Origin of the sequence: Ferrovibrio sp. (genome assembly GCF_017994015.1) — a bacterium.
Lineage (GTDB): Bacteria > Pseudomonadota > Alphaproteobacteria > Ferrovibrionales > Ferrovibrionaceae > Ferrovibrio.
This window is the reverse complement of record NZ_JAGOLP010000003.1, coordinates 55,875-73,214: the sequence shown is the minus strand read 5'-3', so window position 1 is coordinate 73,214 and position 17,340 is coordinate 55,875. Positions and strand designations below refer to the sequence as shown.

Genomic DNA, 17,340 nt, shown 5'->3' with positions numbered 1-17,340 from the left:
ATAGCAGCTTCGGCTTGCGGCGTCGAACACAGAGAAACCCAATGCTCTGAGTATATTCCGATGCTGCCGCCTTTGCCGGCTTTGAACTAACCTGCATCATCCTAACATGCGGTTTCCGCCCATGCCGAAAGGTCTTGGCCGGCAGTAGCCGAGCCAAAAAATTGCAGGAACCCTTGCCATGAAAATGAAGCTCTTCTTGACCATTGCCGCAGTGTTATCCGTTGGCCATGGCCCGCCCTCGTCTGGCGCTGCCTATGCAGCCGAGACGCATTCAGACCAGCAACAAATCGGCCCGCCGCTTTCACTGCTTGATGCAGCAAAAAGGGCGGGTGGCTCGGGAGCTGCAGCGCGTTTGCCTCGCCCTGCTTTTGGTGCCAGTGACAGGTCAGGCCTTTCAGGCAAAGCTGTGGCGCAACGCCATGTCGGCCTCATCAGCGTTGAGGGACCAAGTGGCATAGTCAACGAGTGGGTGCCCTATCAGCGTTTCCGCTTTGAACCAGGCGGTGCGGATATTCGCGCTTCCGACATGCGCCAGGCTGCCGATATTGCCAGCTACATGAAGGCGAATCCAACGGCTCGTCTGGGCCTGGATGGCTCATCTCCGATGCAGGGCACAGATGCGCCGAGCCAGGCTCTTGGCGAGCGTCGGATCAGCATAGTCCGTGCGGCGCTGATCCAGGCCGGTATAGCTGCCGACAAGATTCAGATTGGCGCTTTCGGCGCCCCGCAATTTCAGCGTGATAACCAGATTGAAGTGCTGCTTATCACTGTCCGTTAGGGCAGTGTACAAGCTGACGGGGGTCCACCGGCTTCCTGTTAGGAGAGAATCCCCTTGCGCGCCCCCCGCGCGAGGGGATTTTTTTTATTTGGCTGCCAGGATCAAAACGTTATCCGCAGTTCATGGACGCGCCCATCCAGCGGAATGCGGGCGCCGGCCGCGATGCCGGTCAGCGGCAGCCCGTCAAGCGTGGCCTGCATACTGCCGCGATCCTGCCCGCTGGCCGTCACTGTGATCGAGCAGCGGGTTGATGCCAGGTTCACCACAGCCGTGAAGCCGGGCCATGCCTGCGGCAGGCATGGGGCCACAATCAGGCTATCGCCTTCGCGGCGAATACCCAGGATACCTTCGATCCCGGCGCGATACATCCAGCCTGCCGAACCGGTATACCATGTCCAGCCGCCACGCCCGACATGCGGCGCTTCTGAATAGACATCGGCGGCCACCACATATGGCTCCACCTTGTAGCGCGCCGCTTCGGTGGCGGTGCGGGCATGGTTGATCGGGTTGATCAGCGCGAATAATTCTGCTGCCCTGTCGCCGTTGCCAAGCTTGGCAAAAGCCAGAATTGCCCACATAGCGGCATGGCTGTATTGGCCGCCATTCTCGCGCAGGCCTGGCGGATAGCCCTTGATATAGCCTGGATCATGCAGGCTGTTCTGCTCAAAAGCTGGCGTGAACAGCAATGCCAGGCCATCTGCATGGCGCACCAGATGTTTGTCTAAAGACACCATTGCCATGGCGGCGCGGGCAGGATCGGCGGCGCCAGACAGCACGGCCCAGGATTGCGCTATGGAATCAATCCGGCATGCCTCGCTATGCTGCGAGCCGAGCCAGGAGCCGTCGTCATAGGTGGCCCGGCGATACCAGGCACCATCCCAAGCTTCCCGTTCAATTGCCTGCTGCAAGGCCGTGGCGTGTGCCTGCCAGCGTGCCATGCGTGCGGCATCGCGATCAGCGGCGAATGGGGCAAACAGGGCAATGGTGCGTAACAGAAGCCAGCCCAGCCATACACTTTCACCCTTGCCGCCGGCCCCCACACGGTTCATGCCGTCATTCCAATCGCCGGTGCCGATCAGCGGCAAGCCCTGCGCGCCGGTAAGATCAAGGCATTGATCCAGGGCGCGGGCGCAATGCTCGAACAATGTGGCAGAGACATCGGCCGTCATGGGCTGAAAAAAAGCATCATGTTCATCGGCATGTAATGCGGGGCCATCAAGAAACGGCACGCATTCATCCAGGATGGCGCTGTCGTTGGTGGCATTTATATAGGTGGCGGTGGCAAAGGCGAGCCAGACGCGATCATCCGAAATATGCGTCCGCACGCCCTGGCCGGAATGTGGCAGCCACCAATGCTGCACGTCACCCGCAATAAACTGCCGCGCCGCAGCGCGCAGGATATGGTGTCGTGTCTCCTGCGGCATCGTGAAGGTCAGCGCCATGCCATCCTGAAGCTGGTCGCGGAAGCCATAGGCACCGCTGGCCTGATAGAAGGCGGCGCGGGCCCAGATGCGGCAGGCCAGGGTTTGATAAAGCAGCCAGCCGTTCAGCATGATGTCCATGGCGCGATCCGGCGTCTTGACCTGTATGCAGCCAACCAGGGCCTGCCAATATTCAGTCACCTCGGTGAGAACGGTATCTAGATTGGCAGCGCGATAGCGTGTGATCAGGGTTCGCGCCTGCTCGGCTGATCCACCTTGCCCAAGCAGAAAGACAACCTCGATCGTCTCGCCCACGCCAAGCTCGATCATCTGCTGCAAGGCTGCGCAGGGATCCAGCCCGGCACCAGTTTGCCCTGAAAGCACGGTTTTGCCCAGCAAGGCGGCGGGCGCTGCGGCATTGCCATTGCGGCCGAGGAATTCGGTGCGATCTGCCGTCCAGGCGCTTTGCTGGCCGCCAAGGTCAGCAAAGCCGGTGCGGCCAGGAAAAGCTATGTTCCAGGGATTATGTGCCAGCATTGCGCCAGTGGCTTCATCCATCCCGGTGATGATGAAAGGGCCGGATGCGCCGCGCGCAGTTCCCAGCACCCATTCAGCATAGGCTGTAACCGATAAACGGCGCGGCCTGCCAGAAAGATTGCGCAAAGTGAGGCGCGATATCTTCACTGGATCGGCAAGCGGCACATACTGCAACAGCTCTGTTGCGATGCCGTGGGCCTGATGCTCAAAACGGCTATAGCCATAGCCATGGCGGATGACAAAGCTGCCGCCATCCTGAATCGGTCGTGCCGTGGCACACCACAGATCAGCCGAAATTTCGTCGCGAATATAGATCGTCTCGCCGCTGGGGTCGCTGACCGGATCATTCGACCATGGGCTAAGCTGGTTCTCGCGGCTATTTTCTGCCCAACTATAGCCGCTACCTTCCGCTGATACCTGAAAGCCGAAACCAGGATTGGCGATTACATTGATCCAGGGTGCCGGCGTTGTTTGGCCCGCATTGAGAATGATCACATATTCGCGGCCTTCCTGGTCAAAACCACCCAACCCGTTGAAGAATTCCAATCCGCTAGGCTGGGCCGGCGGCGATGGCGGTGGCAATGGCCGGGCTGGGCGAAACCGCACCGGTTTGGTTGTGGCTGGCGGAATGCGGCTCAACTGGCTGGCGATGGGACCATGGCGTGCCTTAAAGGCTATGCGGGCTACGGATTGCAACAGGGCACGTGTCTCGGCACTGATCAGATCGGCACGCAAAGCAAAAACCGCACCTTTTCCATAGGCCTTGCTGAAATGCGGCTGTGATTGACCACTGCGTACCGCTGTCTCAATCGCGATCTGCAAATCCTGCGTATAGGAGGAGGCGCGCTCATTGATGATGACCAGATCAACCCCCAGGCCTTTCATGCGCCAGTATTCATGCGCACGAAGCAATTGCCGCACCTGGGCAATATCCTCAATCTCGTCGATGCGCAGCAACACGATGGGCATATCGCCCGAAATGCCATGTCGCCACAGCGCTGATTGCAGCCCGGCACCGCGTTGGATTGTATCTGATGCGGCGCGGAAGCGGGCATCGGCATAGAGGATCGGCGCAGCTAGGCGCTGGAAGTCGGCAGCCTCCTCAGGCTCAATGTCAAGATGGCGCAATTGCACCTGAGCCTGAGTCCAGGCCAGGGTTTTGGCCCGCTCGAAGGCATTGCGGTCCTGGTGCTTGTCAATCTGCGCCAGCAACTCGGCTTGCGAGGCCGCAGCAACAGTCCAGAAGGCAATGCGCGTGATGCCGCCTGGCGGCACGGTCAGCTGATAACGCAGCGAGAAGATCGGATCGAGTACGGTGCCAATGCTACCTGACAGGGGCCTGGACTGCATGATTGCGGCGGCATTGCCGATGTCACGTCCGCGTTCAAGAAACCGGCTGCGGTCGGATTCATATTGTGGTTCGGCAATGATTGTGCCTTCCACCACGGCAAAATGCGCCGCCCAGATTGCCGGTTCGTCTTGCGACCGTGGCCGGCGTGTTGCTGTCACCGCGCCAAATTCGGCCAGATAATCGGTTTGCACAAACAGTTTGGAGAAAGCCGGGTGAGCAGCATCGGCGGCAGGCGGCGCCAATACCAATTCGGCATAGGAGGTGAGTTCAATATTGCGCGCCTGGCGACTGTTATTGGTCAATGAGACACGGCGCACCTCGCCATCATCTTCGCCGGATACCAGTATTTCCAGGATTGTGGTCAGCTGACCATCCGAGCGAATAAATTCGGCATGATCCTCCGCGAAGATAACCTCTGAATGATCTGCGGCGCTGCCGATGGGCTGCCCGCTGGCCGACCATATCTGACCGCTTTGTGTGTCGCGCAGGAAGATGAATGACCCGCAATTATCGCGGCTGGCATCCTCGCGCCAGCGGGTTACGGCGATATCATTCCAGTGGCTATAACCCGCCCCGGTGGCAGTCAGCATCACGGTGTAGCGGCCATTCGACAGCAGATGCGATACCGGCGGCCCGTTCATGGGTGTAGTCAAGTGCCGCTGCGTCGTGGTTGCGCTATCCAGCACAACGACCGTACCCTTCACCTCCTCTGCACGTGGATGTGCCAGTGCTACATTCCGCGGCATGCGCTCTTGCAGCAGCAATTCGGCGGCCTGGATCATCGGTTCACGATGGAATCGGCTACGCATCAGCCCATCCTGCAACGCATTGGCTATCGCAACGATGGTCATGCCTTGGTGATGTGCCATGAAGCTGCGCACAATGGCAAAGTCAGTGTTGTCAGGCAGCCGGCTACGGGTAAAATCGAGCGCCTCGTAAAAGCCGTAGCGGCCGCGCGCGCCGATGCTGGCCAGCCGCGCGTAATTCTGCCGCGCTGCTTTTGGCGCCACCATTGCAGCCAAGCCGGTGGCATAAGGCGCGATCACCATATTGTCGGCCAAACCACGCTTTAACCCGAGGCCGGGAACGCCAAAATTGGAATACTGGTAGGTGTATTCCAGGTCGCGGGCATTATAGGCTGATTCAGAGATACCCCAGGGCATGCCATGTTTCAGGCCATATTCTTTCTGGCGCTGCACTACCAGGCAGCTGGTTTGTTCCAGCAGGCTGCCAATTGGCGCCCGCATCACCAGCGACGGCATCAGGTATTCAAACATTGATCCTGACCAGGAGATCAGCGCCGAGCCGATGCCAAGCGGAGTTGCAGCTCGGCCCAGCCTGAACCAATGCTTTGTTGCCGCATCACCCTTGGCGATGGCGAACAGGCTAGCAAGGCGCGCTTCCGAAGCCAGCAGGTCGTAACAGCTTGGGTCGAGTGCGTAGTCGGCGTGGGAAAAGCCGATCGACAATAACTTTCGTTCGGGATCAAGCAGAAAGGCAAAATCCATCGCCAATGCCATTTCCCGCGCCGAATCAGCCAATGCCTGTAGGCGACCGGCCAGATTGTCCGTGGCGCTGGTGTGTTGCAGCCGGTCGCGCTCATGCTCGGCTAATCTGTGTTGCAACGCCGCGACCCAGAAAACCAGATCGGCATGGTCCGGTGCCACTGTCATGCTGGCCGCAACCGCCTCTGTCACCAACTGGTGCAGTTGCGCCAATTGCCCGTCGAAAGCTTGATCATTGTTTAAAAGGGTTTCTATTTTCATCAGTGTGGCGGCCAGATGCCAGTGAACTTCGCCGCCGCGATTTGGCAAAACATCAAGAGCCTCCCGCGCCAGCTGGAGAGTATCCAAAAAACCTTGTTTGAGATTGTTGCTGGGGGTTAGGTTTGCCCATTCCTCGCAGCTATTCGCCACCACGATGAGATGGCCGGCCAGGTTGCCGCTATCAACCGACGAGACATAGGCGGGGCTCAGCACGGCCAGATCCCGGGTGCCATACCAATTGAAGAAATGCCCCTTGAAACGCGGCATTTTCCGCATTGTGATGAAGCTTGCTTCCAGCCGCTCCACGGTTTCCACCATGCCGGCCCAGCCGAAATCGCGGGCGGTGATGGCAGACAGCAGATAAAGCCCGATATTGGTGGGTGATGTGCGATGCGCCACCACCGGCTTCGGGTCTTCCTGGAAATTATCCGGCGGCAACATGTTATCCGCAGGGGTCACGAAAATTTCGAAGTAGCGCCAAGTGAGCCGCGCTATAAGGCGCAAGTCGCGCGCATCGTCTGCTGACAAGGCCCGATGCGCCGCAGGTTTGGGTGGCAGGCTGGCCCATAGCGCCAGGGCAGGTGCGGCCAGCCACAGCAGTATAAGCGGCCAGAAGACAGGTGTGGCGGTAAGTAAGGCCAATATGGCCAGAAAGACGCCGCCGGCCATGGCGCGATAGAAGCCAAGCCCATTCAGGCGTGGCGCCACGGCCGTCTGTGCGGCGGTGGTCCATTCCAGCAGATGGCGTTTGCTGAGGAACAGCCGAAACAGCGTGCGGATGATCGCATCGCCCATACGCCAAGCTTGATCAGCCAGAAAGCTGATGGAGAAAAAAGCCTGCAAAACTGCATCATGCAGATCGCCAGCGAGCATATCAACATGGTTGCGCAGTCGCATCCCGGTACGGTGTGGCAGGATGGCGAAGGCGGTCGGCAGGAAAATGGGGATAGCTATTGTTGATAACACAAGAAGCATGCCGGTGAGGCCGACTGATTGCGGCAGCAGGCTGCAAATGCCGAGCGCCAGCAGCATGCAGGGCGCCTGCAATGAGCGCCGCAGGTTGTCGAGCATTTTCCAACGGCCGATAGCCGGCAGCGGCTGACGCCCAAAAATCCAGGGCAGGAGCTGCCAATCACCCCGGCTCCAGCGGTGGCGGCGCTTGGCGGCTACATCATAGCGGGATGGGAAATCCTCCACCACTTCGATATCGGAGACCAGACCGGCACGTGCAAACACCCCCTCGAAGAGATCGTGGCTCAGCATGGTATTCTCGGGCACCCGGCCGGCCAGCGCGGCGGCAAAGGCATCCACATCGTAGATGCCTTTGCCGGTAAACGTGCCTTCGCCCAACAGATCCTGATAAACATCCGAAACTGCGGCTGCGTAGGGGTCCATGCCGCTGGGGCCGGAGAATATGCGCTGATAAAGCGAGCCATCCCGGCCAATCGGCAGTGATGGCGTGACGCGCGGCTGCAGGATGGCATAACCATCCACCACGCGCTGCTCAGCCATGTTGAAGCGGGGTCGGTTTAACGGATGTGCCATTTTTCCAACCAGCCGGCGCGCGGCATCTCGCGGCAGGCGCGTATCGGCATCCAGGGTGATGACATAGCGCACATCAGCCGGCACTGTTGGCTCTTGGCCATTGATGGCAACAAAGCTGGTATCTGTCGCGCCACGCAACAGGCGGTTCAGCTCATGCAGTTTGCCACGCTTGCGTTCCCAGCCCATCCATTTGTTCTCGCCGGCATTGAATAAGCGCCGACGATGCAGCAGCAGGAATCGCTCTCCTCCAGGGGCTGCCGCATGGCGTTGGTTTAGCTGTGCGATGGCTGCTGCGGCCACGGCGAGCAATGGCGTATCGGCAGGCATTATTTCTTGATCGGCATCTATCCCGTCCGTCAGCAACGCAAAGCTGAGATCGCCATCGACACCGGAAAGATGATGAACCTCCAGCCGCTCAATCTGTTCGATCAGGTCGGCTTCGCTCGTCAGCAAAGTGGGCACCACCACCAATGTGCGGAATGCAGATGGCACGCCAGTGGCAAGGTCCAGGCCTGGCAGCATCGCAGGGCCGAAACACCAGGCCATGCTGCGATTGACCAGGGCTACGGCCAGCTCTGTCGCCGGGATTATTCCCGCGAAGGTAAACGCGACAAGCCAGCCAAGACCAATCCCATCTGACCAGAGCAGCCATAACGCAGCAGCAAGAATCAGGCTTGTCACCAGCAATATCGCCGCAACATAACCTTTGATTCCAGGATCTGCTATGCAGCGTTTCAGACGTAAATGGAGTGCCGGTTTGAACCCCACCTTTTTCTCAAATGCCCGCCTTCCCCCGGCAATCAAATGATAGCCGGGGTCAGCGCTGCGCTCGGCTTCTACACCGCCAGCAACAGGGATTGGTTTAGCTTGTGCCGCTTCCAATGCCTGATCGGTAATCTCAAGCTCAGTTGCCTGGGATCCGCGCGAAAGCTGCTCAATGGCACTGCGGTAGAGATTGCGGGTCGGAAAATCCATAGCAGCGAAGCCACCGGAAGCACAAAGCCGCTCGTCTACTAGGCTGACGCTTTCAAATAAGGCTGCCCAGTCGATGTCGGATATCAGGCGCATGCTGGTGATGACATTACGCACAGTTACATTGGATGCTCCTTGGCGCTGCTGTGCGTGCTGCACTGCGTCGTCTATGGTCTCGCCCTGGCGCTTCAGGCGCTCTTCCAGCCAGGCAAGCGCCGGCATTTCATGCGGGTCCTGGTCACGTAGGCGTTTGGCCAGCTGGGCCGCAAAGCGCTCCGATAGTGGCGAGGCGTCACGCGAGGCAATATCGGCCTCTAATGCAGTGCGGGCGTTTCCGGGCACCAGCAACCGGTCGGCCAATGCATCGGCATCGGCGCGAGCTTCGCGGCCGGACGTGATCTGATCCGTCAGCCGGCGCAAATTTTCGATCAACACAATACGCAGTGTGATGGCCACCGCCCATAATTCGCCGATCGTAAGGGGTTGTACGCGCTGATAAGCAACAATGAAGCGGCGCAGGATTTCGGGATCAAAATGGCTGTCGGTATGCGCAATGAAGGCCCAGGCAATACCGAAAACCCGTGGATAGCCGGCGAAGGGGCCATCCGCCAGCTTGGGCAATTGGCGATAATAGCCTGGCGGCAGATCGTCGCGAATTTCACGGATCTGCTCTTCCACAAGATGGTAATTGTCGAGCAGCCATTCGGATGCCGGCACTACATCGCGGCCACTTTCCAGTTCGCGGGCACTGGACAGATAGGCCGCCAGCAGAACCGCCGCATTGTCATCAAGGCGCTTGTGCAGCGAGAATACGCGAATTGGTGTGTTGGTTATGGGCTGTGTATTGGCCAGGCTTGCGGCATGTTGCTCCAGCCGCTCAATCCCAAAGAGCTCTTCACGCACAGGCGCTGTGCTGTTCCAGGGCGGCGACGGCCTGCGGTGCTGCAGGATTTTATGAAATAGCGAATGCATGGACGCCTTTCCCGGGGCTATCCAGGACATGATGTCGATGGCTATCCCTGTTTCTGCATCAGGCGCCCCAAATCCTAAACTGGATCGGGATGCGAGCGTGTATCTGCGGCCAAGGCCGCTTCAAGTTCAGTAGCATCTACCGCATAGGCCGCACGCGAGCCGCTGATGACGGAAAGTGCCGGCACATGCAATGTTGTCGCAGTTTTTCTGTAGGCTGAAAATGACAGGCCGAGCAGCTCCTCCTCCTCGACCACCAGAAGATAGGTGCCGGCAGGCTGTGCTTGTTTGAAGCAACTGAGGCTGAAGGGATGTGTGAACGTGATCCTGGTTTCCGTTATGCGGGTTGTCATGCTGCCCTAGCCTTTCACATGAAGTGAAAAATGGCGCGTCTGCCATAGCAATAACAACAGCCCGCAGATACCTGCCAAGCTCGATGCCACCAGGATGCCGATCTTGGCTGAATTCAGCAGGGCAGGCCCATAGGCCAAACCGGCGATGAACAGCGACATTGTGAAGCCGATGCCAGTAAGCAGGCCGCCGCCGACGAGCAGACCCCAGTTCATATCCGGCGGCCGCTGCGCCAGGTGCAGTTTGACAGCCAGGAAACTGAACAGAACCACACCAACAGGCTTGCCAACCACCAGGCCGGCAATAATCGCCGATGCCAGGGCGGTATCCAGTTTCTCCAGGGAAATCGGTATGCCGGCATTGGCTAGCGCAAAGAGTGGCATGATGATGAAAGCCACCCAGGGGTGCAGCAGAATTTCCAATCGCTCCACCGGTGAGAATGCTTCGCGCGTGGCAATATTGGCGCGCTGCAAATCATGACGGTCGCTGGTATCGCCGCTCCAATCTTTGCTTGGTGGATGTGCTACAACCCGATGCAGAATCGCATGTAATCGGCTGTCGCTGACCCAGCCGCGCGCCGGCGTCAGCAGGCCGAGAATAACGCCGGCAAGCGTTGGATGAATGCCAGAAGCATCAAGTGCAAGCCAGATCAGCCCGCCGACGATGAAATACACGGGAATACTGCGAATGCCCATCCAGGTCATTGCCGGCACCAGGGCGATGCCTGCGGCTGTGAGGCCCAGGGCCTGCCAATTCAGTGTTTCGCCATAGCCAATGGCAACCACCAGAATGGCACCGATATCATCGAAAATCGCAAGCGACAGCAGAAACAGCCGCAGGCTGAGCGGAATTCGCGCACCAAGCACGGCCAGACAGCCGATCACGAAGGCGGTGTCGGTGGCCATTACTGTGCCCCAGCCATGCGCACCCTGCGTGCCACGCGCCAGAATATAATACAATGTGGCCGGAACAATCATGCCGCCCAGCGCGGCAGCCAGCGAAAGTGCCGCCATGCGTGGGTTGCGCAATTCCCCCACCACCATCTCGCGCTTCAGCTCCAGCGCAACGATGAAAAAGAAAAGCGTCATCAAAGCATCATTGACCCAATGCTGAAGTGATCGGGTGAATTCGATGTAGCCTATACTGACGCCAAGCGGCATCTGCCAAAAATCCAGGAATGGCGTTGACCAGGGCGAGTTGGCCAGAATAACGGCGCAGAGGGTGACGGCCAGCAAGGCACCGGCACTGGCGGTTTCGATCTGTAGGAAACGTGCAAAAGGCTTGGTGAAAAAGTCAGCCGGCTCCCGGGGCAGGCGGGCCTGGCTCTCGTTCATGACCGGCGGGCTCTAAGCCGCACCTGTATCGTCCTTATGGTCATGCAGGAAACGCGCAATATGCTCTGCCAGCAGGGTCGGATCGAAGGCGGCCTCGGCAATGGCGTGTTGGAAAACTTTGCGTTGAATAGCCGTGGGCAAATCATTCCAGATGCTGACAATAGCGGCACCCAGCGATTCGAGAATGCGTCGATCCTTGTTGCTCAAGGCATTGAACACCCAAGGCTCGCTCGGCGCGCCGCCTTCATCCTCCCAACGCGAGAGAGAGGGGCTGAGCGGCGGTTGCGGCGTGGTTTCAGTTGGTGTTTTTTCAGACATCGCGCAGCTTACCATTCCCTCGCACGGTATAGCGACATGGCATCATGCAAAATGAGTAGATTCCGCAACCAGGCAAGCGCAAAGTATCAATCCAATATGCGAGCGGCCTTGCTTCCCAGTGACGCCTCGCAGCTATTCGAACATCACGTTAAAAAATGTATTCTTCCAGGCAATGCAAAGTGCAGTGAACTTTGACTCAACCATTGGTGAGGTTGTTGTAGAGTGGTCGCAAAAGTAAAGCTGCGCCTTGCGTATTTTCCGTCCCTACCTTTTTTGCCTATCATAAAGGCATATGTTCAATCATGGGACATATGGCTGTAGCAGATTTGATGATCGATGCGGCTGAACTCGGCGCTTCAACACGATTGAACGCAGGGCAGGCGCAATGAAAGCCGCTTTATGCTTGGCTGCCGTCGCCTTGGCAATTGTCACCATAAAAAATCAGCATGATCGATATACTGGAAGCGTGAACAGCATCAGCAATGTTCACGGCGCCGGGGATTGGACAAAGCTCAGAATCAATATAGCTGGGCCCGATGCGCCAAGCGCAGCAGGCGCCGGCAGCCAACTGGATGCCGTGCTGAGGCTTGTGCCAAACCTAAATACGGCGGGTGATTTCTCCGACCCGATATGGCCGCGACAATATGCGGGACTGGAAGATGTGCTGAGCCCGAGTGGTGCTTTTAATAACTGGACACCATATCGGCATTTCGAATTTGACGAGAATAGTGCCGAGCTTCGGCCGTCCGCCGCACAATTGGCCGCTGATATCACGGCCCATCTGACCGAAAATCCAACCGCGCGTCTCGCTATTGACGGTTCATCCAATATGAAGAGTGCGGAATGGCGTAGCTTGGTTCTGAGGGAGCGTCGTGTCGAGGTTGTGCGCGACGCACTCATCCAAGCCGGTATACCTGCTTTCAAAATCCAGGTCGGCGCCTTTGGCGATCCGGATTTACGGCGCGAGAATCAGGTAGAGGTACTTCTGATCACGGTTCGATAAACGATCAAAACCACCAGGCCGTCGCTGATCGACAATCCAGCTTTTGCTTCTTGCCCAGAGCGAAGCAGCAGCGCGGTCTCTCATCATGCATAAAACAGAGTAGATCATGACGACAACAGGGAGATGCCAGCCAAAGGGAGTACTCATCACGACGGCGCTGCCCTGAATGACAGCGCGAATGCACAAGGCCGCTGCCAAACGCTCCCTAGGCTATCTAACGAGATTCCCTTACGTTCATTTCCACTCGCTCAATCACGAATTTGCATATCCATTCCTACTTCCATTCCCAAAGGGGAAGCCGCATGGACGGAACTTCGGTGTTGCACATAGATCGCAACCAGCTATTTCGGGAGGGCCTTCGGCGCATCCTGGATGATTCACCCTTTTATGTTTCTTATGAGGCCTCATCTTTCTCGGATGGCGCTAGTCAGGTAATAGCGCAAAAGCCAGGGATTGTGATCATTGATACCAATGGCTATGGCGAAGTGTTGCCCGAGCTGATGCTCTGTGCGCGCTCTGTGGCAGTGCCGCCGCGCGTGGTGGTGCTGACCGATACGGTTGGTATTCCACGCCTCGCCACAGCGTTGAGTGCTGGTGTGGATGGCTATTTGCTGAAGGACATGTCGGCGGATGCGCTGAAACAGTCACTGCGCCTGGTGTTGATGGGTGAGAAGGTGTTTCCCACCGATCTTGCGCATCTGCTTATCAATAATCGCTTTGTGGCACAGAATAGTGGGCCAACCGAGCGCAGTGGCGCGTTGTCGGATCGTGAGACAGAGATTCTAGCCTGCCTGGTGAATGGCCATTCCAACAAGGCAATTGCCAATCAGCTACAAATCACCGAAGGCACAGTAAAGGTGCATTTGAAGGGCGTTTTGAAGAAAACCCACGCCAGCAATCGTACCCAGGCAGCCATATGGGCGTTGCAGAATGGCATTATCGCGGATGTGACCGCCGAGCAGCCTGCGGCAAGGATATTACGGCAGGCTTAGGCTTCGAGGTCTAACTCAGATCGGCTTGGAATATCCAGGCATCAAGTGGTGAGGCAGCGTCGCTCAAGGGCGACATGCCTTCAGCCGACATTCGGCTGATGCCGGGGCCGAGCAAGGAGATCCACTGCATCATGCTTTCGGCCGGATGGTTGCTGCGGCCGTAATAGCTGGCCAGGCTGGCATTGGCGGGAAACAGCCCCCAGCCCAGGCCAGTACCCAGGCCAGCAGCCCAGCCGCGCCCGGGCCGCGCGCCCGGCAGGAAGGCGCCATTACCCGGCGATGACAGAAAGGCCTGATTGCCACGACGTGAGACATCCAGCAGCCCGCCAGCACCATCACGCACCAGATTAGCCGGCCGATTGCCGAGCAGGCGGGCATTCAGGATCGCTTGGCGTGCTCCAGTGCTGATCCCGGCGCCGCCGGCCTGATAGGGCAGATTGCCTGCCTGAGCATGCGCCGCGCCATCGTAGAGGACAGCCGACGCTATCAGAATGGCTCCAGCCAATAGCGCACGGGCGAATACTGGGCGGGCCAATACTGAGCGGGCCAATAGTGGGGGGGTGGTGAGGATCGGCATCATGATATCTCTCCCATCAATGAGATTTTAAACTAGTGCATTTATTGCAGCCAGGAAGGCAGTCAGTGCCGCCCCATCCATTTGCGTCGGCAATAGGCTGAAATTGCAGATCGGCAGGTTTCAAGAAAGTGGTATGGCTACCTCGGATTTGGTCGGCACCAGGCCATTCTCAGATGCAAACACAGCCACGGCGGTGCGATTCTGCATGCGCAATTTATGCGTTACCAAATGCACCAGTGTCTTCACACGGCTTTCCGCCAGGCCGCTTCTTTGCGCGATGTGCCGGTTCGACAAGGCCGCGCCAATATAGGCCAGCACACGCAACTCTTCCGGCGACAGGCTGCCCACGATATCGAGGCGCAGGCGATTGGCAATCAGGCGATGCAATAGCGCACCCGATATAGACATATATCCTTTGATCGCCAGTTCCAGCAGATCAATCGGTACGTCGCCAAACTTCTGCCGCAGCAACAGGCCGCAATTCCTCTGTGCCCGACTGACGATATCCAGCATCTGTTGATCAGACAGGATCACCACCGCATGCACGGTTGATAAAGTATTCTGCGTTTCATCCAATCTGTTATCCCACAGCCAGATCAGATCGTCGGCTTCGATCAATACCAGATCAGCCATGGCGCAGGCGTGATCGAATGAATCGCCGACGCGCGGATCGATGATGCCGATCAATTTCCATTGTGTCAGACGCATCACCTCGTGGTGCAAGGCCCAGGCAAGATCGGATTTCCTTGAAGCAATCAATACGCGCCGACTGGTGAACATTGCTTTCCCATTTTTGTCATCAGGCTATCCGCAAGGACATTATTGCTGCCCGTATTTCTACGCAGAAACTGCTTCCGCACTGTAGTCACTTCGTCTGCCGACTACAGCATTGGATGCAAAGCATAAGAGGTAGGGCGCTTCACTCACTAAAGATAACGGCGCGAAAACGCCTACTCCCTTTGCGCGGAAATCCGACCACCTGTTTCCTTCTGTATTCGTCAGCAATCCGTATTGTGGCGGCAGAAGATCACGGTGTTGGTGCAAGGCCTGGAATTGCAAATTCGGTCAAACACCCCACGCCATAACAGACGGGAGAGTTCGGTGCGCAGTTTGCCCATGATAGCCATGGCGGCCTTGTCGTTGAGCGCATGCTCCGGACAAGACGTCTATCCAAGCCAGGGCGTTCGCCCAACCTACGGCCTCCCTGTCACCAACAATGACACACCTTATTCGCAATGCCTGACCATGCTGGCCAGACTGCCAGGCAATAATCTGCCTGTATTCACCATCGGCGAAGTGGCAGACAAGACCGGCCAGGTTGATCGCTCGAATAACGGCGCGGTGCTGTCGCAAGGCATCACGGAAATGATGATGAGCGCCTTCTACAAGACACGGCGCGTCAATCTGGTGGAACGCTTTGATCTGCGTATTCCATTGGCTGAAGCCCGTATGGTCGAGCAAAAGCTGGCGCAGGCGCCGGCGCAAACAGCGGCGCCCATTCGTGCCAGCAACTTTGTTGTCATGGGGGCGCTGACGGAACTGAATTACAATATTGTCAGCGAAGGTGCGCGGCTTTCGGTTGGCGGCATCGGTGGTGGTGCGCGCACGGTGGTGATCAATGTTGGGCTGGATGTCCGGGTGGTCAATTCGCAGAGCTTCGATGTGCGCTTTGTCAGCTCACTGCAAAAACAGATTTTTGGTTATGAGGTCGAAGCAAACGTATTCCGTTTCTTCGGCTCAAGGCTCGTCGAGTTTGATGCGGGGCGTATTCAAAACGAACCACTTCAGCTCGGTGTGAGGTCCGTCGTCGAGATGGCTGTTTACCAAATCATGACGGAATACATGGGTCTGCCGAGTTCGGCCGAGTGCCAGCTCGAACGGACCACCTATGCTGAAGAATCCCTCTCGAAACCCAAAGGAACGAAGAAATGAACAGCATTATCAAGGCTGGCCTGCTGGCTAGCGTATCTGTGGTTGCCATCTCGCTGATGTCGACTGCCCCGGTTCGCGCTTTCGACAGTGTCGATTGGACCTGGGATGCGACGGTGACTGAGACCGTGGTCAAGAATGTCAATGTCAATATCAATATCGCGCCGACCGGCATGACCATGATTGAAGGTCTCCAGGGCAGTATTGGTGATGTGACAGCGACCTCGATCGTCGAAGGCGCCACCAACACCCAGCCGGCTTCCGCTGGCACCGTGGATCTCGGCAATGTCGATTTCCAGTTCCATTATGGTCTCGGCGGGACCGGCGTGGTGGTGCTGGAAGACAGCTTCAAGAGCGCGAATGTGCTGAGCGGCACCGTGGATGAGGGCGATGAGATGCCCAATGTCAACGGCACCGTGGTTGGCACGCTGGCGCTTGGCACGGTTGAAGTGCCGGCCACTGCCGTGCTCTCGGCTGCTACCGATCTGGCTTCTGTTCTCAGCACCGCCACTGCGGTTGCCAATAACATGAGCATCGCGTCGGATGTGGCGACTGAACTGCATATCGGCCAGTTTGCCATCGGCGATGGCAGTGGCGAGCTTGGTGCGATTCCGAATTTCGGCACCAACAACTCCCACATGACTGTTGCCGGCGCCCTTGCTTCCCTGGCGCTGAACGGCAGCCTGACCAAGGCCAAGATCGAAGCCAAGTCGACTGTCAGCGACATTCTCAATGCCTCGGTTGATAGCTCGGCCACGGCGGTTGGCAATAACCTGACTGTTGCCGTTGCTCCGGCTACGGCGGCTGATGGCCTGCTGATCGGCGATGTCGTTCAGTTCGCTTACGCCGATGTGAAGGCGAATTCGAAGGTGACTGGCGTGACGCTGAGCAACTACAGCGGTCTGGGCAGCTTGACTCGCCCGGTCGTGAGCTCGGTTGCCACCGCGGTGGGCAACAATGCCTCCATCACGGTCAAGACTCCGGTGGTTGCGACCCCGTAACCAACCTTTGGCTTTGGGAAAGAGGGCGATGTTCCCCACTCTTGCTCTCTTTCCCATTGCCACTTTTCAAATTCCATCAATGGAGGCTCAAATGTTTTGGACAAAGCTCTTTTCCTTTGCCGCACTGGCCGGACTAACGATCATCAGTCAATCCGCCACGGCCCAGCAGATGGGCCGCGAGGGTTACAATTTCCCCGCCCGTGCTCCCAGCATGGCTGCTCAATTCGATTTCCAGGGCCGTATGGATAGCAACAGTGCTGCCTCGGCCGGTGGCATGGGCGCGCTCAACCAGTATGTCACCCAATACAGTTCGAGCTCGACCTCGATCGCCAATATGAATCAGGTCAACCAGACCGTGACCGGTGGCTCCACTGCGAGTGTCGGCCAGACTGCCGATCAGACTAGCGCCGGAAACCAGGATTCAGTCGCCGACACCAAGACCAAGATTGATAACTCGATCACGGCGCTGCAAAAGAACAGCAACAATCAGCCGTAA

General features: G+C 57.8%; 12 protein-coding genes. 6 read left to right on the top strand and 6 right to left on the bottom strand.

Annotated elements, in window-relative coordinates; translation table 11 throughout:
- The first annotated feature begins 178 nt into the window (after positions 1-178).
- On the top strand, positions 179-778 hold the full coding sequence (locus KBB36_RS03230) for an OmpA family protein (protein WP_290976802.1): 600 nt from the start codon (positions 179-181) through the stop codon (positions 776-778).
- A gap of 101 nt (positions 779-879) precedes the next feature.
- Here KBB36_RS03230 and KBB36_RS03225 read toward each other — a convergent pair whose 3' ends face one another.
- The 4 genes from KBB36_RS03225 to KBB36_RS03210 form a co-directional block, all read right to left on the bottom strand.
- On the bottom strand, positions 880-9,273 hold the full coding sequence (locus KBB36_RS03225) for a glucoamylase family protein (RefSeq protein WP_290976798.1): 8,394 nt from the start codon (positions 9,271-9,273) through the stop codon (positions 880-882).
- 143 nt (positions 9,274-9,416) lie between these two features.
- The gene (locus KBB36_RS03220; protein WP_290976795.1) at positions 9,417-9,692 is read right to left on the bottom strand and encodes a hypothetical protein; all 276 of its coding nucleotides are present in this window, start codon (positions 9,690-9,692) and stop codon (positions 9,417-9,419) included.
- A gap of 6 nt (positions 9,693-9,698) precedes the next feature.
- On the bottom strand, positions 9,699-11,024 hold the full coding sequence (nhaA, locus tag KBB36_RS03215; RefSeq protein WP_290976792.1) for a Na+/H+ antiporter NhaA: 1,326 nt from the start codon (positions 11,022-11,024) through the stop codon (positions 9,699-9,701).
- Between the two features lie 12 nt (positions 11,025-11,036).
- Positions 11,037-11,342 (bottom strand): hypothetical protein, encoded by a 306-nt coding sequence (locus tag KBB36_RS03210; protein ID WP_290976789.1) that lies wholly within the window; start codon positions 11,340-11,342, stop codon positions 11,037-11,039.
- A gap of 385 nt (positions 11,343-11,727) precedes the next feature.
- On the opposite strand from KBB36_RS03210, the gene KBB36_RS03205 reads away from it, so the two are divergent.
- Both KBB36_RS03205 and KBB36_RS03200 read left to right on the top strand, forming a co-directional pair.
- On the top strand, positions 11,728-12,345 hold the full coding sequence (locus KBB36_RS03205) for an OmpA family protein (protein WP_290976786.1): 618 nt from the start codon (positions 11,728-11,730) through the stop codon (positions 12,343-12,345).
- 302 nt (positions 12,346-12,647) lie between these two features.
- Positions 12,648-13,337 carry a response regulator transcription factor gene (locus KBB36_RS03200; protein ID WP_290976783.1) on the top strand — a complete coding sequence of 230 codons (690 nt, stop codon included), beginning with the start codon at positions 12,648-12,650 and terminating at the stop codon, positions 13,335-13,337.
- Positions 13,338-13,347: 10 nt separating this feature from the next.
- Here KBB36_RS03200 and KBB36_RS03195 read toward each other — a convergent pair whose 3' ends face one another.
- Positions 13,348-13,917 (bottom strand): hypothetical protein, encoded by a 570-nt coding sequence (locus KBB36_RS03195; protein ID WP_290976780.1) that lies wholly within the window; start codon positions 13,915-13,917, stop codon positions 13,348-13,350.
- A gap of 117 nt (positions 13,918-14,034) precedes the next feature.
- A complete protein-coding gene (locus tag KBB36_RS03190; protein WP_290976777.1) occupies positions 14,035-14,694 on the bottom strand; it encodes a LuxR C-terminal-related transcriptional regulator in 660 nt (219 codons plus the stop codon).
- A 321-nt stretch (positions 14,695-15,015) separates the two neighbouring features.
- On the opposite strand from KBB36_RS03190, the gene KBB36_RS03185 reads away from it, so the two are divergent.
- From KBB36_RS03185 to KBB36_RS03175, 3 genes are read left to right on the top strand one after another with little or no spacing between them, the layout of a single operon-like run.
- On the top strand, positions 15,016-15,846 hold the full coding sequence (locus KBB36_RS03185; RefSeq protein ID WP_290976774.1) for a CsgG/HfaB family protein: 831 nt from the start codon (positions 15,016-15,018) through the stop codon (positions 15,844-15,846).
- Positions 15,843-16,844, top strand: a complete 1,002-nt coding sequence (locus KBB36_RS03180; RefSeq protein WP_290976771.1) for a hypothetical protein — start codon at positions 15,843-15,845, stop codon at positions 16,842-16,844. Before KBB36_RS03185 ends, KBB36_RS03180 begins: the two co-directional genes overlap by 4 nt.
- Positions 16,845-16,872: 28 nt before the next feature.
- Complete coding sequence (locus KBB36_RS03175; RefSeq protein WP_290976769.1) at positions 16,873-17,340, top strand: hypothetical protein; 468 nt, start codon at positions 16,873-16,875, stop codon at positions 17,338-17,340.